Origin of the sequence: Collinsella sp. AF33-16 (genome assembly GCF_003475325.1) — a bacterium.
GTDB lineage: Bacteria > Actinomycetota > Coriobacteriia > Coriobacteriales > Coriobacteriaceae > Collinsella.
Genome location: NZ_QRQC01000025.1, coordinates 1 through 22,209 on the forward strand (window position 1 = coordinate 1; position 22,209 = coordinate 22,209).

At 59.5% G+C, this 22,209-nt stretch carries 18 protein-coding genes; 12 read left to right on the top strand and 6 right to left on the bottom strand.

The features are described from left to right. Nucleotides 1–143 precede the first annotated feature (143 nt). Entirely contained in the window at nt 144–611 is a 468-nt protein-coding gene (locus tag DWZ52_RS09865) for a hypothetical protein (protein ID WP_147352154.1), read from the bottom strand. 276 nt (nt 612–887) lie between these two features. Here DWZ52_RS09865 and DWZ52_RS08680 point away from each other — a divergent pair, with 276 nt between their 5' ends. After that, nucleotides 888–1,319 carry an Hsp20/alpha crystallin family protein gene (locus tag DWZ52_RS08680; protein ID WP_118289496.1) on the top strand — a complete coding sequence of 144 codons (432 nt, stop codon included), beginning with the start codon at nt 888–890 and terminating at the stop codon, nt 1,317–1,319. Nucleotides 1,320–1,401: 82 nt separating this feature from the next. On the opposite strand, the gene DWZ52_RS08685 is transcribed toward DWZ52_RS08680, so the two are convergent. Beyond that, on the bottom strand, nt 1,402–2,211 hold the full coding sequence (locus DWZ52_RS08685; RefSeq protein WP_118289495.1) for an MBL fold metallo-hydrolase: 810 nt from the start codon (nt 2,209–2,211) through the stop codon (nt 1,402–1,404). A 48-nt stretch (nt 2,212–2,259) separates the two neighbouring features. Between DWZ52_RS08685 and tilS the strand changes: the two genes are divergently transcribed. The 5 genes from tilS (at nt 2,260) to DWZ52_RS08710 (ending at nt 8,991) form a co-directional block, all read left to right on the top strand. Next, the gene (tilS, locus tag DWZ52_RS08690) at nt 2,260–3,798 is read left to right on the top strand and encodes a tRNA lysidine(34) synthetase TilS (RefSeq protein ID WP_199579219.1); all 1,539 of its coding nucleotides are present in this window, start codon (nt 2,260–2,262) and stop codon (nt 3,796–3,798) included. Nucleotides 3,799–3,945: 147 nt separating this feature from the next. Then, nucleotides 3,946–4,494 carry a hypoxanthine phosphoribosyltransferase gene (gene hpt, locus DWZ52_RS08695; protein WP_117774133.1) on the top strand — a complete coding sequence of 183 codons (549 nt, stop codon included), beginning with the start codon at nt 3,946–3,948 and terminating at the stop codon, nt 4,492–4,494. Nucleotide 4,495: 1 nt separating this feature from the next. Beyond that, nucleotides 4,496–6,631 (top strand): ATP-dependent zinc metalloprotease FtsH, encoded by a 2,136-nt coding sequence (gene ftsH, locus DWZ52_RS08700; protein WP_118385345.1) that lies wholly within the window; start codon nt 4,496–4,498, stop codon nt 6,629–6,631. Nucleotides 6,632–6,819: 188 nt separating this feature from the next. Then, nucleotides 6,820–8,004 carry a pyridoxal phosphate-dependent aminotransferase gene (locus DWZ52_RS08705; protein WP_118385346.1) on the top strand — a complete coding sequence of 395 codons (1,185 nt, stop codon included), beginning with the start codon at nt 6,820–6,822 and terminating at the stop codon, nt 8,002–8,004. Nucleotides 8,005–8,169: 165 nt separating this feature from the next. Further along, entirely contained in the window at nt 8,170–8,991 is an 822-nt protein-coding gene (locus DWZ52_RS08710; protein ID WP_118385347.1) for a phosphatase, read from the top strand. Nucleotides 8,992–9,069: 78 nt separating this feature from the next. On the opposite strand, the gene rlmD is transcribed toward DWZ52_RS08710, so the two are convergent. Continuing rightward, on the bottom strand, nt 9,070–10,518 hold the full coding sequence (gene rlmD, locus DWZ52_RS08715; RefSeq protein ID WP_118289268.1) for a 23S rRNA (uracil(1939)-C(5))-methyltransferase RlmD: 1,449 nt from the start codon (nt 10,516–10,518) through the stop codon (nt 9,070–9,072). 340 nt (nt 10,519–10,858) lie between these two features. Here rlmD and DWZ52_RS08720 point away from each other — a divergent pair, with 340 nt between their 5' ends. The 4 genes from DWZ52_RS08720 to DWZ52_RS08735 all read left to right on the top strand — a co-directional run bounded on the left by DWZ52_RS08720 (nt 10,859) and on the right by DWZ52_RS08735 (nt 15,666). Beyond that, complete coding sequence (locus DWZ52_RS08720; RefSeq protein WP_118385348.1) at nt 10,859–11,719, top strand: transporter substrate-binding domain-containing protein; 861 nt, start codon at nt 10,859–10,861, stop codon at nt 11,717–11,719. A gap of 150 nt (nt 11,720–11,869) precedes the next feature. Continuing rightward, nucleotides 11,870–12,523 (top strand): amino acid ABC transporter permease, encoded by a 654-nt coding sequence (locus tag DWZ52_RS08725; protein ID WP_006235606.1) that lies wholly within the window; start codon nt 11,870–11,872, stop codon nt 12,521–12,523. Further along, entirely contained in the window at nt 12,516–13,280 is a 765-nt protein-coding gene (locus DWZ52_RS08730; protein ID WP_117877169.1) for an amino acid ABC transporter ATP-binding protein, read from the top strand. Before DWZ52_RS08725 ends, DWZ52_RS08730 begins: the two co-directional genes overlap by 8 nt. Nucleotides 13,281–13,590: 310 nt before the next feature. Further along, nucleotides 13,591–15,666, top strand: coding sequence for a translation factor GTPase family protein (locus DWZ52_RS08735; protein WP_117770573.1), 2,076 nt, complete (start codon nt 13,591–13,593; stop codon nt 15,664–15,666). Nucleotides 15,667–15,795: 129 nt separating this feature from the next. On the opposite strand, the gene DWZ52_RS08740 is transcribed toward DWZ52_RS08735, so the two are convergent. Both DWZ52_RS08740 and DWZ52_RS08745 read right to left on the bottom strand, forming a co-directional pair. After that, nucleotides 15,796–16,755, bottom strand: coding sequence for a DNA/RNA non-specific endonuclease (locus DWZ52_RS08740; protein WP_118385349.1), 960 nt, complete (start codon nt 16,753–16,755; stop codon nt 15,796–15,798). Nucleotides 16,756–17,141: 386 nt separating this feature from the next. Continuing rightward, a complete protein-coding gene (locus tag DWZ52_RS08745; RefSeq protein WP_118385350.1) occupies nt 17,142–18,020 on the bottom strand; it encodes an ATP-dependent sacrificial sulfur transferase LarE in 879 nt (292 codons plus the stop codon). Nucleotides 18,021–18,193: 173 nt separating this feature from the next. Between DWZ52_RS08745 and DWZ52_RS08750 the strand changes: the two genes are divergently transcribed. Beyond that, nucleotides 18,194–18,844 carry an HAD family phosphatase gene (locus DWZ52_RS08750; RefSeq protein WP_118385351.1) on the top strand — a complete coding sequence of 217 codons (651 nt, stop codon included), beginning with the start codon at nt 18,194–18,196 and terminating at the stop codon, nt 18,842–18,844. On the opposite strand, the gene DWZ52_RS08755 is transcribed toward DWZ52_RS08750, so the two are convergent. Beyond that, on the bottom strand, nt 18,841–19,953 hold the full coding sequence (locus DWZ52_RS08755) for a LacI family DNA-binding transcriptional regulator (protein ID WP_233547297.1): 1,113 nt from the start codon (nt 19,951–19,953) through the stop codon (nt 18,841–18,843). The two genes, DWZ52_RS08750 and DWZ52_RS08755, sit on opposite strands and share 4 nt — an antisense overlap. 317 nt (nt 19,954–20,270) lie before the next feature. Here DWZ52_RS08755 and glmS point away from each other — a divergent pair, with 317 nt between their 5' ends. Further along, nucleotides 20,271–22,118 carry a glutamine--fructose-6-phosphate transaminase (isomerizing) gene (glmS, locus tag DWZ52_RS08760; protein ID WP_117757853.1) on the top strand — a complete coding sequence of 616 codons (1,848 nt, stop codon included), beginning with the start codon at nt 20,271–20,273 and terminating at the stop codon, nt 22,116–22,118. Nucleotides 22,119–22,209: the final 91 nt, after the last annotated feature.

The following is a 22,209-nucleotide window of genomic DNA, read 5'->3' on the forward strand; positions in this document are numbered from 1 at the left end:
GGCGCCGCTGACCGGTGGACGGCACCGAGCCGTACGCTTGAACTTGGAAGGGGGAGGCCTCGCGGCCTCCCCCTTTTTTGCGTTTACGGAGCGTAAATGACTCTATTACACCAGATGATCTTATCGTTTTTGGTATTGAGCCTTTATTTAAAGAAGATAAATCGAATAACAAGGGCAACTGCTATGGACACAATAATCAAAAGCAGGATTGTCAGTCGATGCTGCTTGCGTCGTTTACTTGATGAAACAAAGATTGATTTTCCCTGTTTTGGCGTTTCGAGATAGCGAGCCGAATGCGTCAAGGTTTGCTTTGGTCGAGGACCTCTTTGTTGATGAGCGGCAGATGCTTTCATCGGCTCATCACTAACTGCGCTGTTTTTAGATAATGGTGCGTCTTTCAGATATACAGGGTCTCCCGAGGCGACGCCCATATGTTTACGTCCCGTTTGGGCATCCTCGAGTGTTTGATATCGATTTCTCGTCACATACTCGGGCTCCGGATCATTAATGGGCTCTTGCGAGATGTGGGGGCGATGGAACCCTGGCGGCTGCGTGGAAGTATCTTCCCCCTGCGTCGGCATAAATATTTTGTTCTGGTTTTGGTCGTCCATGATGCCCTTTAGCTCGTTACCAACAACGTGTACGCGCTCATTGTAAGCCCCTTGTTATTTGTAGCTGCGAACATACTCGTTATTTAAGCTCTGGTTCAAAGAACCTTAACCTTACTAAAACCTGAGTCATTCACACTTAGATATGCTTATATTACAGGACTCAAAAAACTTTATAGTCGATGTATATATAAGCACTGGGTGGGCATATATAAGAGCGTCAAAAGAAGTCCCAGTCACCTAGAAGATGGCTCGGCAGTCCTAAAAGGAGTGGTAAACATGGCAAGCATGGTTCCTTATCGTTCGGTTTTTGGCGTTCGTCCTTCTGCTAGCTCGCTGTTCGATCTGTTTGATGATATGACCGACCTTGCAAACAACTCGATTGCTTCCAAGGCGTTTCCCGTTGACGTTGAGGATAAGGGCGATGGCTATGAGGTCAAGGCCTATCTGACCGGTGTCGCCAAGGATGACATCGATGTCGAGCTCAATGAGGGCCGTCTGTCCATTAGCGTGAACGTTGTGGAGGACGAGGAGAACGAGGGCAAGAACTACCTGCAGAAGGAGTTTAGCTCGTACAGCGCGACGCGTGGCGTATATCTGAAGGACGCTTCGAGCGAGGGTCTCTCTGCTAAGTATGCTGACGGAATCCTCACCGTTACGGTACCTAAGATCGTCGAGAAGAAGAACGTTACGAAGATCTCCATTGACTAGCTTCGTTGGTGTTCTGCGCTATTAAAAGGCAGCAAAAGGGGCTGGGAAGCGATTCCCGGCCCCTTTTGCTGCCTAGGACAGTCTATTGAATGGTTACTGGCCGGTGCTGGCTGGCGGGGCGTATCGAGAGTATTCGCGATCCGTGGAGAAGGGTGGCGGAGCTGCCGACCTCGTCATCCAGAGTTGCGGCTAGAGCTTTGGCATAGCTTTTGACGGTTAGGCTTGGACGATTATTGTCCTGGCTGATGTGCATGGCGATGAGCTGCTCGGTTCGATCGGTGACGAGCCCACGCGCTGCGTCGGCGGCCTGGTCGTTAGAGAGATGGCCTTTTGCAGATAAAATTCGCTCTTGGAGGAAGCGGGGGTAATCCCCTTGGCGCAGCATGGCCACATCGTGGTTGCTCTCGAGTGCAAGAACTCGGCAGTCTTCGAGGGTGTCTATAGCTTGTTTGGTTAGCTCTCCGGTGTCGGTAGCAAAGCCAATGGAGTCATCGAGAGTGTCGAATCGATAACCGACAGGATTGATGACATCATGCGATGTTGGGTAGGTTCGCACGCGGATGCCGGCAATGGAAAGCGTGTCGCCGGGGTCAAATTCCTCTACGGGTAGATGTGCGAGGGTTTCTTTGCACGAAAGCGTGCCCCTGCTGGCAAAGAGGGGGCCGTGCCAGTGCTTGCACCAGACATCGAGGCCCTTGATGTGATCGCTATGCTCATGAGTAATGAGAAGAGCCGAGACGTTGTCTGTCGAGAGCCCCAGTTCTGCCATGCGCTTTAATGTCTCGCGGCGAGACAGTCCGTCATCGACCATAATGAGCCCCTGCGGGCCCTCAATGAGTGCGCAGTTGCCTTTAGAGCCACTGCCGAGGATATGAAGGTGCAGACGAGACATAAGATTCCAAAGGATACAATGGGTGCGGACGAATAGAGGAGGAAGCGAATGCCAACGGTATCACAGCATTACGGACACCATGCCGTGCCCGGGGCAGTCGATGAGACCCGAACGAGGCAGCAGGCTGCTCCTGTCGTGCTCATGGTATCAGGCGGCGCGGACTCGACGGCACTGCTTCTTATGGCGTGCACATCAAAGCTGGATATCCAAGACGGACGCGGTGTTGCCCCCATTGCTCGCGAGCGCCTGCATGTGCTGCATGTAAACCACCATCTGCGCGGCAAGGCGTCCGATGGCGACGAGGCCTTTGTGCGTGAGCTCTGCGCGAAATATGGTTTACCGCTGTGCGTGGAGCACGCTTATTTTGATGGGGAGTCGGGCAATGTTGAGGCCGCGGCCCGCGAGGTGCGCTATGCCGCGGCGCGGAGGTATGTCCGCGAGCTCTGCGCCCAGACGGGGGCACCGCGAACGGCGGCTCGTATCTGCACCGCGCACACGTCTTCGGATCGCGCGGAAACGTTTATGATGAACGCGATTAAGGGTTCGGGGCCCGCTGGCCTATCGAGCATTCCTCGCCGGAGGAATATCGTGGTGCGTCCCTTGCTCGACCTAACTCATGGCGAGCTCGTGGGCTATCTACAGGTACATGGTCAGCCGTGGCGTGAAGACGAGAGCAATGAGGATATCTCGTATCTGCGAAACTACGTGCGCCATCGAGTGATGCCGGTGGTGGCGCAGCGCAACGCGAGCGTCTGCAAGACGATTGGCGCCGCCTGCGAGATCTTAGGCGATGAGGACGCGTTTTTGTCTCAGCTTTCGGCACAGGCGTTTCGAAGCTGCCTGCGTAAGGAGGCGGCGGGCGCGCTGGTGCTCGATGCCAGGCGCCTTGCTGCGGCCGAGGTGGTAATCGCGCGGCGCATCGTGCGGCTGGCGATTAAGCGCATCGACCCCGATGCTCGGCCGGAGATGCGGCATGTGGAGCGCGTGCTCGCCTGCGTTGCCGAGGGTGCGGGGTCGGTCACACTCCCGGCGGGAATTGATGCGCGCGTGGAGTTTGGCATGCTGGCACTCAAGGCCCCGGCGGCGCGCGAGGGCTTAGTGGCCGACTGGATCTCCGTTCCCGGTCGTCTGCCGCTGGGGGCGGGGCGTATGCTGACAGCAGAGCCGATGGCTGTGGAGCCGGGGCGCGATATCGTGCACCGTGCCCGCGAGCTTGCTGCTGACGGGGAGGTTGCGGCCTTGGTGGATGCGGCGGCCCTGGGGTTCGCCGACCGCGATAGCGAGCGGATGCTAGCCGGCTCGCGCGGGGAGATTCCCGCCGAGGCGCGTTTGGCGCGTCTGTGGGTAGACGGTCCCGCGCCGGGGGATGTGATGTGCCCGCTGGGCATGAGTGGGCGAAGTAAGAAGGTGTCGGACCTGCTCAACGAGGCTCGTATTCCCGTTTCTGAGCGCGCAGGCGTTCCTGTGGTGAGAACGGCTCCGGGAGGTGCCGTGGTATGGGTCGCAGGCGTTCGCGCGGACGAGCGCTTTAAATGCACGGCCGCAACGCGCGTGGCGTATCTGCTTCGTGTGGTCGATGCGGAATAGCATCCCACGCCAGCTATTCTGTGCGACGTTGACGGTATTCCCGCGCTGATGGCGTACGGGCTAGAAAATATACCCCGTGCGCTGCTAAAATGTGAAGTTCGCGTCCATACGGCGGTGTGTGGGCGATAAGCACAAGAAAGGGTTGTCATGGCTTCTCAACATCCGGATATCGAGAAGGTTCTGTTTACGCAGGAGGATATCGACGGTATCGTCTCTCGCCTAGGCGAGCAGATTACTCGCGACTACGCGGGTAAGGATCTGGTGCTGATTGCGGTCCTGCGCGGCGCCGTGGTCTTTATGGGCGACCTGATGCGCAAGATCGAGCTGCCGACCAACATCGATTTCATGGCTGTTTCGAGCTATGGTGACGGTGTGAAGTCCTCGGGTATCGTGCGTATCATTAAGGACCTGGATATCGACATCCGCGGTCGCGACGTGCTGATCGTCGAGGACATTCTGGACTCGGGCCTGACGCTCAAGTATCTGATGAAGAACCTCGAGAGCCGCAAGCCCGCTTCTCTGGAGGTCGCCGCCTTCCTGTGGAAGGACGTTGAGGACCGTACCTCGGCCATCACGCCCAAGTATGTTGGAACCCATTGCCCCGATGCCTTTGTGGTGGGCTACGGCCTCGACTATGCCGAGCGCTATCGTAACCTTCCGTATCTGGGCATTTTGAAACCGGAGGTTTATTCGTAAGATGCCCGACGACCGTAACGATAACAATTCCCAGACTCCCCGGGAGCCTAAGATCCCGGGGGTGCCCGGAGGCAAGAAGCCCACGCGTACGGGCTGGCTGTATTTTATTTTGGCTTGCGCGCTCCTGGGCTACGCCTTCTTTAACATGGGCTCCGGCTTTGCCAATTCCAGCAATACCGTTAAGCTCGCGACGAGCGAGATGGTCAGCGCCATCAAGCAGGATCGCGTCGAAGATCTGACCTATACGGTTCAAGACGGAAGCGTGACGGGTCATTACTGGAAGACAAAAAAGGACAAGGGCGATACGAGCGAGCTCAAGAGCTTCTCCTCGACTTATGTCGGCTCCGATTCGCTTGCCGAGCTTATGGCGGAGCACCCCGATACCAAGTACATCGTCAACACCAATGATCCCGATTTTTGGGGCGACCTCGCGATGAGCGTGCTTCCGACGATCGCCTTGATTGCCATCATGTTCTACTTTATGCGCCAGATGATGGGCGCCAACAACAGGAACATGCAGTTTGGCAAGACCAACGCCAAGACCAACGAGGCCACACGCCCCAAGGTCAAGTTCGAGGACGTTGCCGGCGTGGACGAGGCAGTCGAGGAACTCGAGGAGATCCGTGACTTTTTGAGTGATCCGGATCGCTATCGCAAGCTGGGCGCCAAGATCCCGCGTGGCGTGTTGCTGGTTGGCCCTCCGGGCACCGGTAAAACGCTGCTGGCTAAGGCCGTTGCCGGCGAGGCGGGCGTGCCGTTCTTTAGCATCTCGGGTTCCGACTTTGTCGAGATGTTCGTAGGTGTCGGCGCCAGCCGTGTGCGTGACCTCTTTAAGGAGGCCAAGTCCCAGGCCCCGTCGATCATCTTCATCGATGAGATCGATGCCGTGGGACGTCAGCGCGGAGCTGGCTTGGGCGGCGGTCACGACGAGCGCGAGCAGACGCTCAACCAGCTGCTGGTCGAGATGGACGGCTTTGAGGAAAGCGAGTCGGTCATCCTGATCGCTGCGACCAACCGTCCTGACATCTTGGATCCGGCATTGCTGCGTCCCGGCCGTTTTGACCGTCAGGTTACGGTCGACCGTCCGGATGTGAAGGGCCGCGAGCAGATCTTGCGCGTGCATGCCGAGAACAAGCCGATGGACGAGGACGTTAAGTTTGAGAAGCTCGCCCAGATGACCGTTGGCTTTACTGGTGCCGATTTGGCGAACCTGCTCAACGAGTCTGCGCTGCTGGCCGCTCGCCGCCATCGTTCCGTGATCTCGATGGACGAGGTCGAGGAATCGATGGAGCGCGTGATTGCCGGACCGCAACGCAAGGGTCGCGTGATGACCGAGGCCGAGCGCACCACGATTGCCTACCACGAGAGCGGTCACGCTTTGGTGGGCCACATCCTGGAGCACTCCGATCCGGTTCATAAGATCTCGATTGTCAGCCGCGGCCAGGCGCTAGGCTACACGCTGCAGCTTCCGCAGGAGGACCACTTCCTTAAGACCAAGAACGAGATGCTCGACGAGCTCGCCGTGTTCTTGGGCGGTCGCGTTGCCGAGGAGCTCATGTGCGATGACATTACGTCGGGCGCGAGCAACGATCTGGAGCGCGCAACCAAGATGGCGCGCGAGATGGTCACGCGCCTGGGCATGAGCGAGGAGCTGGGCACGCAAGTGTTTGGCGAGGCGCAACATCAGGTGTTCCTTGGTCGCGATTACGCCGATCACCAGGATTACTCCGAGGAGACGGCGCGCCGCATCGATATCGAGGTTCAGCGCATTATGCGTGAGGCCCATCGTCGTGCGGTCGAGATCCTGGACGCCCGTCGCGATCAGCTCGATCTGATGGCGAAGGTGCTGCTTGAGCGCGAGACCGTCGAAGGCGACGCCGTGAACGCCCTGCTCGACAACGAGTGGGATGCGTACCTTGAGCGCGAGGGCGATATCCTGGCGGCCAAGGAGGAGCGCAATGCCAAGGCGGCCGGCATGCCGACCAAGAAGCGCGCGCCTCGCATGAGCGAGGAGGAGCTGGCGGCTGATGCCGCAGCCTTTGCGCAGACGGCCATGCAGGAGGATGCCGAAGCCGCATCCGATGATGCTGACGATGACCATGCCGTCGTCGATGCCGATGCCGATGCCGACAAATAGTCTTTGTGGCGAAAGCCTCCGCGGGGAAACCTGCGGAGGCTTTTTCTTTTGAGCGATATGGGGCCGTCTGTTGATTGGGGACAGACTTAAATGAGCGTTTTCACGCATTTAAGTCTGTCCCCAATCAACATTCTGCGGCACTTTGCTCGGCTAAAGCGTACAATAGCGCCTATGCGAAAGGGGAACAGATGATCAACGAAACTATGTATGCTCGCGGTGCGGAAAGCTCCATCATCCGTGAGATCTTTAGCTACGGCCTTGAGCGCAAGGCACAGATCGGTGCAGAGAACGTATTCGATTTTTCGCTGGGAAACCCGAGCGTTCCGGCACCTGCCGCTGTGGCTGAGTCCATTAAGAAGGCCTTGGAGCTGCCGAGCGACCAGCTGCATGGATACACGCCTGCACCGGGTCTGCCGCAGTGCCGTACCGCCGTGGCCGAATCGCTCAACCGCCGTTTTGGCACGAGCTATGAGGGCAAGGACGTCTTTATGACGGTGGGTGCGGCGGCTTCGCTCACCTGTACGCTCAACGCGATTACCAATCCGGGCGACGAGGTCATCGTTATCGCCCCGTACTTCCCGGAGTATCGTGTGTGGATTGAGAAGGCCGGTTGTACGTGTGTCGAGGCGCTCGCCGATGAAGATACGTTCCAGCTGAGCGTGGATAACGTGCTCAAGGCGATTACCGATAAGACGGCTGCCGTCATTATCGACTCGCCTAATAACCCGACCGGCGCCGTATATACGCGTGACACGCTGACGCGACTGGCTAATGTTCTGCGCGAGACCAACGCTCAGCGCGATCCCGAGAATCCGATTATGCTCATCTCGGATGAGCCGTACCGCGAAATCGTGTACGGTGCCGAGGTGCCTTGGGTGCCCTCGATCTACGAGAACACCGTGGTGTGCTACTCGTATTCTAAGTCGCTTTCGCTGCCGGGCGAGCGCGTGGGATGGATCCTTGTTCCCAATACGAATCCTCAGGCAGATCGTCTAATGCCCGCCGTTGCCGGTGCCGCCCGTACGCTGGGCTTCGTGTGCGCACCGGCCCTCTTTCAGCGCGTAATTATCGACTGTATCGATGAGCCGAGTGACGTTGAGGCCTATGCACGCAACCGCACCGCGCTTACCGACGCACTAGCGGAGTACGGCTACACCTATGTTGAGCCGGATGGCGCGTTCTACCTATGGGTGAAAGCGTTGGAGTCCGATGCGAATGCGTTTTGCGAGCGTGCGAAGAAGTACGAACTGCTCGCGGTTCCCTCGGACAGCTTTGGTATGCCGGGTTGGTTCCGCCTGGGCTATTGCGTGAGTTACGAAACGATTGTCAATTCGCTACCCGCTTGGAAGCGGTTGGCAGACGAGTATCGTTAAAAGTAAAGCGCTCTGCCTGTAATGTTTTACGTGAAACGGGGTTTGGTTTTAAGCCAGACCCCGTTGTCTATGCCGTTGTGTGATTGGGATGAAGCAGTTTTACGACTATCGAAGGCTATGCGTACAATGAATATACGCGACGGCCATGCCGGATAAGGAGATCCGATGCCCTACCTGCTTTCTTGTGATATCCATACCCATACGATGTTCTCTGCGCATGCATATTCGACCATTGAGGAGAATGTGTACTGGGCGGCAGAGCGTGGCCTGCAGGTGCTCGGATCTGCCGACCATCTGAGCTCTATGGTTTCGCCTTGCCCCAATGACCTGCGTAGTTACCAGTTCTTTATCAACCAGGATGTCTGGCCTCGCATTTGGAGTGGTGTACTGGTGCTGCGTGGTGCCGAGGCCGATATCGTTTCGCTGGACGGAAGCCTGTTTGGCGAGGACACCCCTGTCACGCTCGATATTGCCGGCGATCCGTTCAGCCGCCAGCATTCGCTGTTCGATTTGGTTACGCGCAATTTGGATTATTTGGTGGCAAGCGTGCATAATCCGCAGATTGCCGAAGGTGCGACGTTGGCCCAGGCGACCGAGATGTATATCAATGCCCTGGAGCACCCCAAGGTGTTCATGCTGGGCCACGCGGGTCGCTCGGGCGTTCCGTTTGATATCGATGAGGTGTTGTTGGCGGCCAAGGCCAAGCATAAGATCATCGAGATCAACAACCATAGTCTTGAGCGTGGTACCGATGCCGAGCATTGGGGCGTGTGCCGCAAGATTGCCGAGCGCTGTGCCGAACTGGGCGTGGGGATTGGCGTCTCGACCGACGCGCATATTGGTATGGCAATTGGCAAACTCGATCACGCGCGCAAGATGCTTGACGAGATTCACTTCCCGCTGGATTTGATCGTGACGCGCGACCGCGAGACGCTGCTGCGCGAGATGGCGGCAGCCGGCGTGTGTGACCTGCGCAAGGGGATGTAGCGGAGTTCATAAACCAAGCGAAGGGGGCGGTCTAGACGGGCCGCCCCCTTTCTTGTCTCGAAAATCTACCGGGGTGGATTAGCGGCGCTCGAGGACCGCTACGGTTTCGGTGTGGTCGGTATGGGGGAACATGTCGACGGGCGTGATCTTGAGCAGGCGATAGCCTCCGTCGAGGAGCTGGTGCAGGTCGCGCTCTTGGGTCACGGGGTTGCAGCTGATATAGGTGATGCGGCGCGGCTTAAGTGCGCAGGCGGCTTCGAGGAACTCGGGTGTGGAGCCGGCGCGCGGCGGGTCGATGGAGAGAACGTCAACGCGCTCGTTGTTATCGGCAGCGTCCAGGATGTAATCGGTGGCGTCGTCGGCCATAAACCAAGCGCTGCGGGTGAGGCCGTTGAGCTCGGCATTGCGGCGTGCGTCGGCAATGCCCGCCGGGTTGCGCTCCACACCGAGCAGCATGATGCCGATACCCTTGTTCTGGGCTTCTTTAGCTGCGCAAAGACCGATGGTGCCGCTGCCGCAGTAGGCATCCATAAGCACATCGCCCTGGCGCAGATCCATGCCATCGATAGCGAGCTGGTAGAGCAGCTCGGTCTGCTGCGGGTTGGTCTGGTAGAACGCGGTAGGGGAGATATCGAATTCGCAACCGAGCAGCTGGTCGCGCATGCACTCGGCGCCATAGACGATACGAGTCTCCTCACCCAAGATGGCGTTACCGGGGCGTCCGTTGATGTTTTGGGCAACGGTGACGATATGCGGATCGAGTGCGGCGACAGCCTCAAAGAACTCCTGCGCATGCGGCAAGTCGCGCTGAGCGGTCACGAGGGTGACCATAATCTGGTCGGTACGCCAACCGCAGCGAACGACGGCATAGCGGAGCAGCCCCAGATGCTTGTCTTCGTTAAAGGCAGGAATATGCAGACGTTCGGCCTCGCGAGCGATGCCGTTGAGAATCTGGCGGGCTCCCGGCGCCTCGACGGGGCATTCGGGCACGGCAACGATTCTGTGCGAACCGCGCTCAAAGAAGCCGCAGCGGACAGCGCCCTCCTTGCCGGGAGCAAAGGGGGTGGCAGCCTTATGACGAAAACCACGCGGCGCAGGATACTTTCCCGGGTCGCCCAAGGTGACACCCATACCACGAATGGGGTCGACAGCAATGCCCTCACGCTCGCAAAGCGAGGCAAAAAGTTCCTCCATAGCAGTCTGCTTGGCGGCGAGCTGCTTCTTATAAGGACGATTGAGCGCCGTGCACCCACCGCAGGCTTTCATGATGGAACAGGGAGACTTGGGGTCCACAGCCTTACGCGCAGGCGAAACCTGATCTTTATGCGAACGCTTGGAGCGAGTCTGAGGTGCCTTGTCCCCGCTCCGACGAGAGCCGGGACGCTTGGCCTTAGCCTTGCCCTTGGCCGATTTGCTTTTTGCGGCTTTAGAAGACTTGGATTTCGTAGAAGATTTCTCCTCCTTTGACCCCTCAGCCGCTTCCACCAAAGCACGACGAGCCCTACGCTCCGCACGAGATTCTGCCATCAATAACTCCACTAATTCATGAATTTAAGCTGCAAGTATTGTACCGTGCCAAGCCAGCAGACGATATGCAAGCGGTTTATTCGTGTCAGTGATAAGCCCAACGACGGTTGCCCGCCGCGTGAGGGGTGTGGGGGGTTAAGTTTATCGCGAGTTCCGCACGAACAGGAGGCCACTTAATGTGGCCTCCGTCGTGAGCAGGACTGTAGAGCAGGAAACTTAACCCCCCACACCCCTCACGCGGCGGGCAAACTCGCCTTGTGCTCTATCACGCTAAAGTGTATGATTCTGAACGTTACATGACTCACTTTACTTAACTAAAGTGCCACCAAGGGGGAATACCATGAATACCGATATGTCTCGTCGTCAGTTTGTTGGTCTAGCCGGCTCGTTTGCCACGGTGCTTGGCCTTGGTCTTGTCGGCTGCGGCGGTGGTGCCGGCAAGGGCTCCGCTGCTGGTTCTGCCGCGGCCAAGGATGTGAAGGGTGCTGCGGAGTCCAAGAAGCTCGTGGTGGGCTTTGATAAGTCCTATCCTCCGTACGGCTTTGTGGGCGACGATGGTGAGTACACCGGCTTTGATCTCGATCTGGCCAAGGCTGTTGCCGATAAGCAGGGCTGGGAGGTCAAATACGAGGCCATCGATTGGGATGCCAAGGACACGCTGCTCAACTCGGGTGCCATCAACTGCATCTGGAACGGCTTTACCATGGAGGGCCGCGAGGACGATTACACGTTCTCCGAGCCGTACATGCTCAACGAGCAAGTGCTCGTGGTCAAGAAGGACGCGGGTATCAAGAGCTGGGACGATCTCGCTGGCAAGACCGTGATCACTCAGACCGATTCCGCTGCGCAGGATGTGCTCGAGGGCGACCAGAAGGATCTGGCCGCGACGTTTGCCACGCTCGATACCATCGGCGAGTACAACACGGCCTTTATGCAGCTCGAGAGCGGCGCGGTCGATGCCGTGGCTTGCGACCTTTCGATTGCCCAGTATCAGCTTGCCGCCAAGCCCGATGCCTATACGCAGCTCGACAAGCCGCTGTCCAGCGAGCACTACGCCGTCGGCTTTAAGAAGGGCGACACCAAGTCCGCCGATGCCGTGACCGAGTCGCTCAAGGCGCTCTACGAGGACGGTGCGGTCAAGGACCTGTGCGATAAATATGCAGAATACGGTCTTTCCTTCGACAACTGGGTTCTGAAATAGCGGCTTTCCCAGGCACCCGATTTTGCCGCTCAAACCGTCGCTTGCGTACATTTAGTACGCGGCGCTCCTCTTTCACGGCAAACTCGGGCACCTGGAAAACCCGCTTTAGCATTGGGTTCGCTGTTCCGTTACTGTGAAAGAGAGCTTGGGTTGTCTATTCAGGTCATGATGCAGATGCTTGGCCAGGGATTCTTGGTCAGTTTGCAGCTGTTTGTGCTGACGCTGCTGGGGTCGATTCCGCTGGGAATCCCCGTGGCGTTTATGCGCATGAGCAAAATTGCGCCGCTCCGCTGGATTGCGCGCATCTACATTTCGGTCATGCGCGGTACGCCGCTCATGCTGCAGATGTTTGCCATCTACTTTGCCCCGTACTACGTGTTTGGCATTTCGCTCACGCCCGATTCCAAGTGGACGGCGTGCGTCGTGGCGTTCATCATCAACTACGCCGGTTACTTTGCCGAGATCTATCGCTCGGGCTTGCAGTCCATTCCGCGCGGTCAATACGAGGCTGCCGAGGTGCTGGGCTATTCGCGCGTGCAGACGTTTCTGTATATCGTGATGCCGCAGGTCGCCAAGCGTATTCTGCCGGCGATGGGCAACGAGATCATCACGCTGGTCAAGGACACGTCGCTGGCGTTTGCCATTGGCGTGGGCGAGATGTTCTCGACGGCCAAGGCGCTGGTTGCCTCGCAGGTGAGCATGGTGCCGTTTGCGATTGCGGCGCTGATTTACTGGGTCTTTAACTTTGTGGTCGAGATGCTGCTGGGTGCCGCCGAAAAGAAGCTGGACTATTATCATGACTAACTCAGTGATGAAAATCGAAAGCGCGCGCAAGGCGTTTGGCGGCAATGAGGTGCTCAAGGATATCTCACTCGAGGTAAAGCGTGGCGAGGTCGTGGCGATTATCGGGCCTTCGGGCGGCGGTAAGTCCACGCTGCTGCGCTGTGCCACGCTGCTCGAGACACTCGACGGAGGCTCGCTCTCGTTTGGCGACCTTGCCGTTGCGACGGATGCGGGATCGGGCGCGGTCTATGCGAAGGGCGATGTGCCCAAGCAGGCGCGCTCGCGATTCGGCCTGGTGTTCCAAAATTACAATCTGTTCCCGCACTATACGGTGATGAAAAACATTACCGATGCCCCGATCCGCGTGCTCAAGCGCCCGCGCGAGCAGGCGGAGGCGCGTGCGCGTGAGTTGATTGTGCAGATGGGGCTTACGGGCAACGAGAACAAGGTGCCGTGTGAGCTTTCCGGCGGTCAGCAGCAGCGCGTGAGTATTGCCCGCGCCCTGGCACTCGATCCGGAAATCTTATTCTTTGACGAGCCGACTTCGGCGCTCGATCCCGAGCTGACGGCCGAGGTGCTGCGTGTCATTAAGGACCTGGCGGCGCAGAATATGACGATGGTAATCGTGACCCACGCAATGCAGTTTGCGCGCGATGTTGCCGACCGCGTGGTCTTTATGGACGGCGGTCGCATTGTCGAGGAGGGATCTGCCGAGCAGGTTATCGACCATCCGCGCGAGCAGCGCACGCGTGAGTTCTTGAGCCGTATCGAGGGATAGACTCAGGTATTTACTCAACTATTAATTGAGGCGAAGCCGCCACAGGTCTTACGGTCTGTGGCGGCTTTTTGTTTACATCGACGGGGTTCAATAATTGCCCCACAAGCTTGTCTCTTCCTCTCGCCGTCTGTATTCATACGCGTGCCGAAAGGTGTGCATGGATGGGCGGCTGCAAGGGTAGGGTGGTGGCATAGGACATTTGGAGGGTGAGTCGGCTCGGCTGCCGACCATGCTGCTCCCGGGATGGCACCGACCGCGAACTCTCCCCGTTGGCGTCGCGCAATGCGCGCGGCCCTGCAAGGAGGTCATCATGGGTGCTCCCAAGACCGGTAACGTAAGGAACGTGGTGCTCGTAGGCCAAGGCGGGGTGGGCAAGACTTCACTCGCCGAGGCCATGCTCCACCTTTCCGGCAAGACCGCCCGCCTGGGCGGCCACGACGGCACCAAGCCTACGCTCGACTATGACCCTGAAGAGGTCAAGCGTGCATTTTCCATCTCGACGACCATCGCGCCGATCGACTGGAAGGGCGCGCGCATCAATGTGCTTGATGCCCCGTGCTACCCCGATTTTATCGGCGACGCCTTTGCCGCGATGAGCGTCTGCGAGACGGCTCTGTTTGTGGTCGACGCCGAGGCCGGCCCACAGCCTACGACGGTTAAGCTCTGGTATGCCGCCGAGGACCTGCGTCTGGCGCGTGCGGTGTTCGTAAACCGCCTGTCGCGCTCCGAGGCCAGCTTTGCGACCACGATGGACCTGCTGCAAGAGCGCTTTGGCACGCGCCTGGGCGCCGTGACCCTTCCCTGGGGCGAGGGCGAGGACTTTGACGGCATTATCGACCTGGTGCGCATGAAGGCGCGCCACTGCAACGGCACCGAAGCCGTTGAGTCGGAGATTCCCGAGGAGTATCGTGCCCAGGCCGAGGAAGCCCATGACCATCTGTGCGAGTTGGTGGCCGAGGCCGACGATGAGCTGATGATGAAGTACCTGGAAGGCGAGGAGACGCTGACGCAGGAGGAGCTTGAGGGCTTGCTGTCGAAGGCGATTGCCGAGCGCATCTTTGTGCCGGTCTTTGCGGGCGATTGCATTAAGGAGCAGGGCGTCAACTCGCTGATGGACGACATCGCGACGTACTTCCCGGCGCCGACCGACTACGGCGAGATGCCGCTTATCGACGGCGATTCGCTTAAGATCTCGAGTGACGATGATCGTCCGGTGGCGTTTGTGTTTAAGACGCTGGCCGATCCGCAGCAGGGTCGCATCAGCTTTATCAAGGTGCTGACGGGCACGCTTGAGCCGGGCCTTGAGCTGATCAACGCGCGTACCCGCAAGAGCGATCGTCTGGCCCACCTGTATGTGATGTGCGGCCGCGATATGACCGAGGTTGGCCACGCTTATGCCGGTGACATCATCGTGGCACCCAAGCTGGCGGCCGAGACGGGCGATACGCTCTCGATTACCGGCAAGGTCGAGGCTGCGGCGTTTAAGTTCCCCAACTCGCAGTACCGCATTGCCATCGAGGCCGAGAATCGCGGGGACGAAGAGAAGCTCTACACGTTTATCGAGAAGGCCTGCAAGGCTGATCCGACCATGAGCATCGACCGCGACGAGGAGACCGGGCAGACTATCATCTCGGCGGTGGGCGAGGCGCAGGTTTCGGTGCTGCTCAACCGTCTGGAGGACCGCACCAAGGTTGCCGCCAAGAGCGTGCCGATTCGTATTCCGTATCGCGAGACCATCCGCCGCACGGCGAGCGCCCAGGGCCGCCACAAGAAGCAGACCGGTGGCGCCGGTCAGTATGGTGACTGCTGGCTGCGCGTGGAGCCGCTCATTGGGCCCGACGGCACGAGCGACGGCTACGAGTTTGTGGATGAGGTCGTGGGCGGCCGCATTCCGCGCTCGCTGATTCCCGCCGTGGACAAGGGCGTCCAGGAGACCATGAAGGACGGCATTATTGCCGGCTATCCGCTCACGGGCATTCGCGTCGCGGTGTACGACGGTTCGTATCACAGCGTCGACTCCAACGAGATGGCGTTCCGCGCGGCGGCTCGCATTGGCCTGCGCAAGGCATGTGCCGATGCCGACCCGGTGGTGCTGGAGCCCATCGAGGAAATCACGGTGACGATCCCCGAGAGCTACGCCGGTGCCGTGATGGGCGACATCTCGGCCTCGCGCGGTCGCGTGACGGGCATGGAGACCGATGAGCGCGGTGACACCGTGGTCATTGCTCAAGCCCCGCTGGCTGAGCTGACGGATTATTCGACGCGTCTGCGCTCCATCACGCGCGGCACGGGCGACTTTACCATGAAGCCCGCTGGCTATGAGCAGGTTCCCTATGACGTTCAGGCCAAGCTGGTCGAGCGCTATGAGGAGGGTCGCGCTAAGTAGCGCGTGGCGTTGCCTGCAACATGCATGCCGGTGCAAGGGTCGCTCTGGGCAATCCAGGGCGGCCCTTTTTGATCCCTGGGGGACGGAGGAAAACGGATCTTTTTAGGTTTTGGGGCAGCTTGGTCGGCGCTAGTCTCCGGATGCCTGGTTGCGGCCGGTGGCGTAGTCGATCTGCACATGCGGCTGCAGGTTGTAGCAATATACGTGGAAGCACAGCGTCTTGCCGTGGTCCTCGACCGATTGCGCCTCGAGGCGTACGCCACGGCAGACGAGCTCCTCTTCGTTGTACATGGGCGTGACGCGATAGAGCACGTGGTTGCCCGTGTCGCGGATATAGTCGAGGATTTGCTCCTCAAACGGCAACATGCCCGTCTCGTTGAGATAGCGCGTGCCGGTGAGGAGATTCTTACGGTTGGCGTTTTCGCCGCAGAGCGACCAGGCGATAAGGTGGCAGCGGTTGTAGAGGCTCTGGCCCGGAATAAAGTCGTAGCGCTGCTGACGCCATCCAGCGGGATGGATACGCGAGATATCGCCGCGCTCGCCTTGACCGAGTGATTCGGGGCCCACGCAGGCGAGCGCTTTGCGGGTGCGGCCCAGGCTGTCGAGCTTGGAGAATTTCTTAAAGCAGCCCTCTTCGGTAGCGCGCTCGTATTCATCGAGCGTGAATGATGGTGTGCCGAGCGGGTGCGTGCTGTCGGTGCGAAGGGCAACATAGGGGTTACCCGCGTAGTCGGGAATGCTGCTGAGGTATACGCCGCGGGCGCGGTTGAGGTCGGGGTTTTCCACCTCGTCGATGGGGGTGACGTTTGAAGAGACATCGTCAGCGGTGTCGGTCGTGGCGGATTCAGAGCCATCGCCGGAGTCCTCGGAGCTCGCTGTTCCCGATTCGAGCCGGGCAACCAGGTCTGCTTCGTCGTCGGTGCGGTTGGGGCTCTCGCTTTGCTTCTCGGCCAGAGCCGCCGCCTGCTCATCGCTTTGCGGCGAGAGCAGCTTGGGCGCTCCGTCGAGCGACCCTGTGAACAGCGCAAACCCCAGCACCACGGCGGCGCCGATGGAAAGTACTTGCTTGTAGGCGGACTTGCGCGACATTGAGGCTCCTGGATGGACGGTTCGGAATCTACCAGTCTAGCAGGAGACGCCGCAGGCAGTTTTGCCGAACAAATACTCAAGATTTGGGACAAATGCCGCCGGTTCATTTGCCTCATATGGAGCTGCGGCGGTTGTGAATGTAGGGCTATTCGGCGTTTACCCAGATAAAACCTGCCAAAATAAACCTGTCCCCTTTTAGAAGGTCGGCAACAATTTATGTGGTTCAGGTTGAGCATGCGCGAGCGAGCAGGTTTCGGGTGCGGCAAGGTGACGTGAAACAAGCGGGCGCTGACCTTTTGGTCGCGCCCGTGCAGTTGAACGTCAGATTGTCGTGCCCGGGGCCTGCGCAGCGCCGAGCGGTTACGCCGTTTGTAAAACGTCGTAACCTACAGGTTCATGTTGCCGTGGATGTAGGGGGTGACCTCGGGGGAGATGTGACCGCAGCCCAGCTCGCGCAGCGCGGACTCGATAGCGGCGGGCAGCGGGGTCTTGCCCTTGTCGTCGACGGCGGTACCGCCGAGGGCGGCAATCTTTGCGACATCTGCGGGAGCGGCCTCGATATGCATGCAGCCGCCGACTAGGCGTGCGCGGACCTGAGCCAGGTCAAGATCGTGCAGGTAATCCTCGCAGGCGCGGATTAAATCGACCTTCTCGCGCGTAAGCTCCTCGCCCGTGGGGATGCGCGTGGCCAAGCAGGCGCCTGCCGGCAGGTTCCAGACGGGGTAGCCCCATGCACGCAGCAGCTCGCGCTCCTCGTCTTTGGTAAAGCCGACCTCCATAAGCGGCGAGCGCACGCCGAGCTCTTCTGCCGCACGCATGCCGGGGCGGTAGTCACCGCGATCGCTTGCATTGCTGCCATCGATGACGGTGGGAAAGCCGAGCGACTTGGCGTGGTTGACGATAGCGGTAAAGCCGGCGCGCTTGCAGTGGTAGCAGCGGTCGGCATCGTTGCAGGCTACCTGGGGGAGCTGCAGCTGATCGACCGAAAGATTGAGCACGGGGAGCTTAAAATGTGGTCCCTCATCGGTTTGCCCGTCAACGGACCGTTCAAACGAAGCCTGCTCGGGTGTGCCGATGAGCGGCGTGGTGAGATGGACGAGGAGGGTATTGGTAGGCATGATGCGGGCGCATACGGCGGCCAAAAAGCTGCTGTCAACGCCGCCGGAAAACCCGATTGCCACGCGCCCGTATGCCAAAAGCAGCTGTTCGAGCGCCGATAGCTTGTCTTGAAGCTCCTCTGCGGGTGCGGTAGTGTCTGAAAACATGAATCAATCCTTACCAATATGTACTCGGTCGAAAACTATAATCCTACTGGACTGCTTGTCATAAGACTTCTATCTATGTAACGAAAGTGCAATATGGTATATACGTTATATACAAGTTGCCAAATGCGGTAGAGTTGCGGCAATGCGACAGCGAGAGCCGATGGGGGACCGATATGATCAAGGCTGTTATTTTTGACATGGACGGAACGCTGGTCGATACCGAGCGTCTGGGCATCAAGGCATGGAAAGCGCCCGCTGCTGAGCTGGGTGTCGCGATTGATGACACGCTGATTCATCAGTTTATCGGTCGCACGCTGCCCGATGTCATGGACATCCTTGAGGCGCATTACGGCAGCAGAGAAACCGCCGAGGCGCTCTATCGTCGCCACAAGGAGATTCGCGACGAGATGGTCAAGACCGATCTGGAGCTTAAGGCCGGCGCTGCCGAGTGCATAGACGAGCTGCTGGCTGCGGGCTATCACGTGGGCCTTGCAACGTCGTCGCGCCATGTCACGGCAGAACGCAACCTTAAGATGGTCGGCCTCTTTGACAAGTTTGAAACGGTGACCTGCGGCGAGGACGTCGTGCACGGCAAGCCCGACCCCGAGATGTATCTGCTTGCCTGCGAGCGCGCGGGCTTTGCTCCCGAGGAATGTGCCGTGGTCGAGGATTCACGCAACGGCTGCGTCTCGGGCATTACGGCTGGCTGCCACGTCTTTGCTGTCCCCGATATCGTGCCGCTGCCGCAGGACGTGGTGGACGGCTGCGAGGCGGTGCTCGATACGTTGTTCGACCTGACGGCCGCGGTCAAGGCCGTGTGCTAAAGGTAGGCGCCGAGGTTGATGGCGGTGGCTTCGGTGTGACTGCTTGCCTGGGTGCTGGCGCGCTCCAGTAAAAACGGTCGTACGAGCTCTTGGCGGTTGATGTCCTCGACGGCCGTGACCGCGGTGACGATGCGTGCGGCGGAACCGATACGGGCGTGCTTGGTCTTCGCCGGGGCTTTGTTTTCGATTTGCTCCATGAGCAATTGAATGCCCTTGCGGCCAATCTCGTAGCCTGGGGGTGCCACCGTGGTGAGTGGGACCGACCCGCTCCAGGCGAGCGGGTTGCCGTCGCAGCCGGCCACACGGACCTGCTCGGGGACGGAGATGCCTTTGTCTATCAGCGCCGAGATAACGCCCGAGGCCAATACGTCGGTCAGGCCGACCACGAAGTCGGGGCGCTCGTCCGCGGGGCGCTCAGCGATTTGGGCACCGATGCCGTAGCCGTCGGCAGCGGTATTCCATTCGCCGGCGTCGATGACTTCGATCTTGATATCGGGATGCAGGGCGAGGGCCTTGTGGATGCCAAGTACGCGCAAGGTGAGCTGCATGAATGCCGCTCTGCCCACAACGGTGATATGGCGTGCGCCACGGGCAACGGCGAGCTCGGCGATGATGCGACCTTGGGCTTCGTTATCGGCAGCCACGTAATAACCGGGCTCGGAGCAGTGGATGTCCAGATGGACGATCGGCACGGGCACTTTAGTCATGGCCGGGTGCCAGTCGGGGGACGCCATGGGCTGAACCATGACGCCGGACATCTGAGTGCCCATAAAGTAGCGCAGGTAATGGTCTTCGAGAATGTCGTCGTTGTCGGCGTTAGCGATGAGCAAGTCATAGCCGTGCTTGCGTGCCTCGTTGTGGGCACCGCTGGCAATTTGGAGCGAAAAGCCGTGGTCGAGACGGGGGAGGACCAGGCCAAAGGACTTGGTGGTGCCGCCCGCGAGCTGACGGGCGCTTTGGTTGGGCAGGTAGCCCAAGCGATTGATGGTCTCGTTAATGAGCTTGAGGGTCTCGGGACGCAGTTTTTCGGGGTGGTTGAGCGCGTTGGAAACCGTGCCCAGCGAAACCCCGGCCTCGCGCGCGACGTCGCTGATTTTTACCTTTGCCATAGCGGCCCCTTTGATGCGTTTCAAGTACAAGCCAGATTGTAGCATCGCCCGCCCCTAGGGTGTCAAAACCTGCCAATTAGGGACAGGTTTATTTTGGTAGGTTTTATCTGGGCAAACGCTGGAGCCCAAACCACCACAAAGGTGCCTGTCCCCATCGTGGTGGTTTGGACGTGTGTACATCGGGTGGTATCTAAGTTGAGATACCACATCTGGTATATCAGCTTGCGCCTGCGTGAGTACAATACTCGAACGTTATACGTCTCAGCGCCCCTTGTGCGTGGGCGTTTTGCAGTCACGCGGACGAAGGGATTTATCCTATGTGCGGAATTGTCGGCTACACCGGCTCTGATATTGCAAAGAACATACTGGTCACGGGCCTTAAGCGTATGGAATATCGCGGCTATGACTCCTCGGGCGTCGCGCTCGAGGTGGGCGAGGGCGCCGCGGCGCACCTCGACGTTATCCGCCGCGTGGGCAAGGTCGCGGGCCTGGAGAGCGAGCTTTCCAATATCGATAGCGACGCAACCTGCGGTATCGGTCACACTCGCTGGGCTACCCACGGCAAGCCCTCCGTCGTTAACGCTCACCCCCACACCAGCTGCGACGGTCGTATCGCCATCGTCCACAACGGCATCATCGAGAACTTCGCCGAGCTGCGCGAGGAGCTGGAGGGCCGCGGCCATCACTTTAAGAGCGAGACCGATACCGAGGTCTTCGCGCATCTGATCGAAGAGGCTTATGCCGAGACGCACGACCTGACGGCCTCCGTGCGCGAGGCTTGCACCCACGTGGTCGGTGCCTATGGTCTGGCCGCCGTATGCGCTGACGAGCCCGGCGTGATCGCCGTGGCCCGCAAGGATTCCCCGATTGTGGTCGGCGCAGGCGAGACCGGCGCCTATGTCGCCTCCGACGTCATTGCACTCATCGACGCCACCCGCGATGTCGTGGTGCTTGAGGACGGTCAGTTTGCCAAGCTCACGCCCGCAGGCGTCGAGTACACCGACGAGGCCGGTAGCGCTATCGAGCCCAAGGTCACCCACATCGACTGGGACCTGGACATGGCAGAAAAGGGCGGTTATCCCGACTTTATGCTCAAGGAAATCCACGAGCAGCCGCGCGTCGTGCGCGACACGCTGGTTGGCCGTATGACGCCTGCCGGCGAGCTCGACATCGATGAGCTGGGCCTTTCGCTCGAGGAGCTCAACGACATCGACCGCGTCTACGTGATCGCTTGCGGCACCAGCTATCACGCTGGCCTCATTGCTAAGAATCTCATTGAGGGCTGGGCTCGCATCCCCACCGAGGTTGAGGCGGCCAGCGAGTTCCGTTATCGCAACCCCATCATCACGCCGACGACGCTCGTCGTTGCCGTGTCCCAGTCGGGCGAGACGGCCGATACCCTTGCCGCCATTCGCGATGCGCGCATCAAGGGCGCCAAGGTCTTTGGTATCACCAACGTGGTGGGCAGCCCGGTGGCGCGCGAGAGCGATGGCGTCATCTACACCAAGGCCAACAAGGAGATCGCTGTCGCCTCGACCAAGAGCTTCATCGGCCAGGTCGTGAGCCTGACGCTGCTGGCTCTGCTGCTGGCGCAGGTCAAGTACCGCCTGACCACCAAGCAGACGCGCATGCTGTTCCGCGAGCTTTCCGATACGGCCGAGCAGATCCAGTGGATTCTGGATACGCAGACCGAGGCCGTGCACGAGGCCGCGCTTGTCTGCAAGGACGCGCAGTCCGCGCTGTTCGTGGGCCGCGGCATGGGCGCCGCTATCTCCTACGAGGGCGCTCTCAAGCTCAAGGAGGTCAGCTACCTGCACGCCGAGGCCTACGCCGCCGGCGAGATGAAGCATGGCCCCATCGCACTGATCGACCCGGGTTTCCCTGTCATCGCTGTGGCCACCAAGAGTGCCACCTACGACAAGACCGTGTCGAACCTTATGGAGTGCAAGGCGCGCGGCGCCAAGGTCATCGTCGTTGCCACCGAGGGCGACGAGGAGATCAACAAGATTGCCGACTGCATCATTCGCGTGCCGGCCGTCCGCGACGTGTTCAGCCCCATCACGGCGAGCGTCCCGCTGCAGCTGCTCGCCCGCGAGGTAGCCATCCTGCGCGGTTGCGACGTTGACCAGCCCCGCAACCTGGCGAAAAGCGTCACGGTCGAATAATCGAGTTCCGTCGTTCTAACAACTAAGGCCCGGCTCCGCATCAAGTGAACTGCGTCCCAAATCTTGGACGCCCTAAATAGCGACTAGGCCG

Bases quoted from the DNA above. Each gene is read 5' to 3' on its own strand.
- DWZ52_RS08705 (WP_118385346.1), top strand. From the start codon at position 6,820: ATGATCAACGAAACTATGTATGCTCGCGGTGCGGAAAGCTCCATCATC.
- DWZ52_RS08710 (WP_118385347.1), top strand. From the start codon at position 8,170: ATGCCCTACCTGCTTTCTTGTGATATCCATACCCATACGATGTTCTCT.
- DWZ52_RS08730 (WP_117877169.1), top strand. From the start codon at position 12,516: ATGACTAACTCAGTGATGAAAATCGAAAGCGCGCGCAAGGCGTTTGGC.
- DWZ52_RS08685 (WP_118289495.1), bottom strand. From the start codon at position 2,211: ATGTCTCGTCTGCACCTTCATATCCTCGGCAGTGGCTCTAAAGGCAAC.
- DWZ52_RS08745 (WP_118385350.1), bottom strand. From the start codon at position 18,020: ATGTTTTCAGACACTACCGCACCCGCAGAGGAGCTTCAAGACAAGCTA.
- tilS (WP_199579219.1), top strand. From the start codon at position 2,260: ATGCCAACGGTATCACAGCATTACGGACACCATGCCGTGCCCGGGGCA.
- DWZ52_RS08740 (WP_118385349.1), bottom strand. From the start codon at position 16,755: ATGTCGCGCAAGTCCGCCTACAAGCAAGTACTTTCCATCGGCGCCGCC.
- DWZ52_RS08680 (WP_118289496.1), top strand. From the start codon at position 888: ATGGCAAGCATGGTTCCTTATCGTTCGGTTTTTGGCGTTCGTCCTTCT.
- DWZ52_RS08755 (WP_233547297.1), bottom strand. From the start codon at position 19,953: ATGGCAAAGGTAAAAATCAGCGACGTCGCGCGCGAGGCCGGGGTTTCG.
- DWZ52_RS08750 (WP_118385351.1), top strand. From the start codon at position 18,194: ATGATCAAGGCTGTTATTTTTGACATGGACGGAACGCTGGTCGATACC.
- glmS (WP_117757853.1), top strand. From the start codon at position 20,271: ATGTGCGGAATTGTCGGCTACACCGGCTCTGATATTGCAAAGAACATA.
- ftsH (WP_118385345.1), top strand. From the start codon at position 4,496: ATGCCCGACGACCGTAACGATAACAATTCCCAGACTCCCCGGGAGCCT.
- DWZ52_RS08720 (WP_118385348.1), top strand. From the start codon at position 10,859: ATGAATACCGATATGTCTCGTCGTCAGTTTGTTGGTCTAGCCGGCTCG.
- hpt (WP_117774133.1), top strand. From the start codon at position 3,946: ATGGCTTCTCAACATCCGGATATCGAGAAGGTTCTGTTTACGCAGGAG.
- DWZ52_RS08735 (WP_117770573.1), top strand. From the start codon at position 13,591: ATGGGTGCTCCCAAGACCGGTAACGTAAGGAACGTGGTGCTCGTAGGC.
- DWZ52_RS09865 (WP_147352154.1), bottom strand. From the start codon at position 611: ATGGACGACCAAAACCAGAACAAAATATTTATGCCGACGCAGGGGGAA.
- rlmD (WP_118289268.1), bottom strand. From the start codon at position 10,518: ATGGCAGAATCTCGTGCGGAGCGTAGGGCTCGTCGTGCTTTGGTGGAA.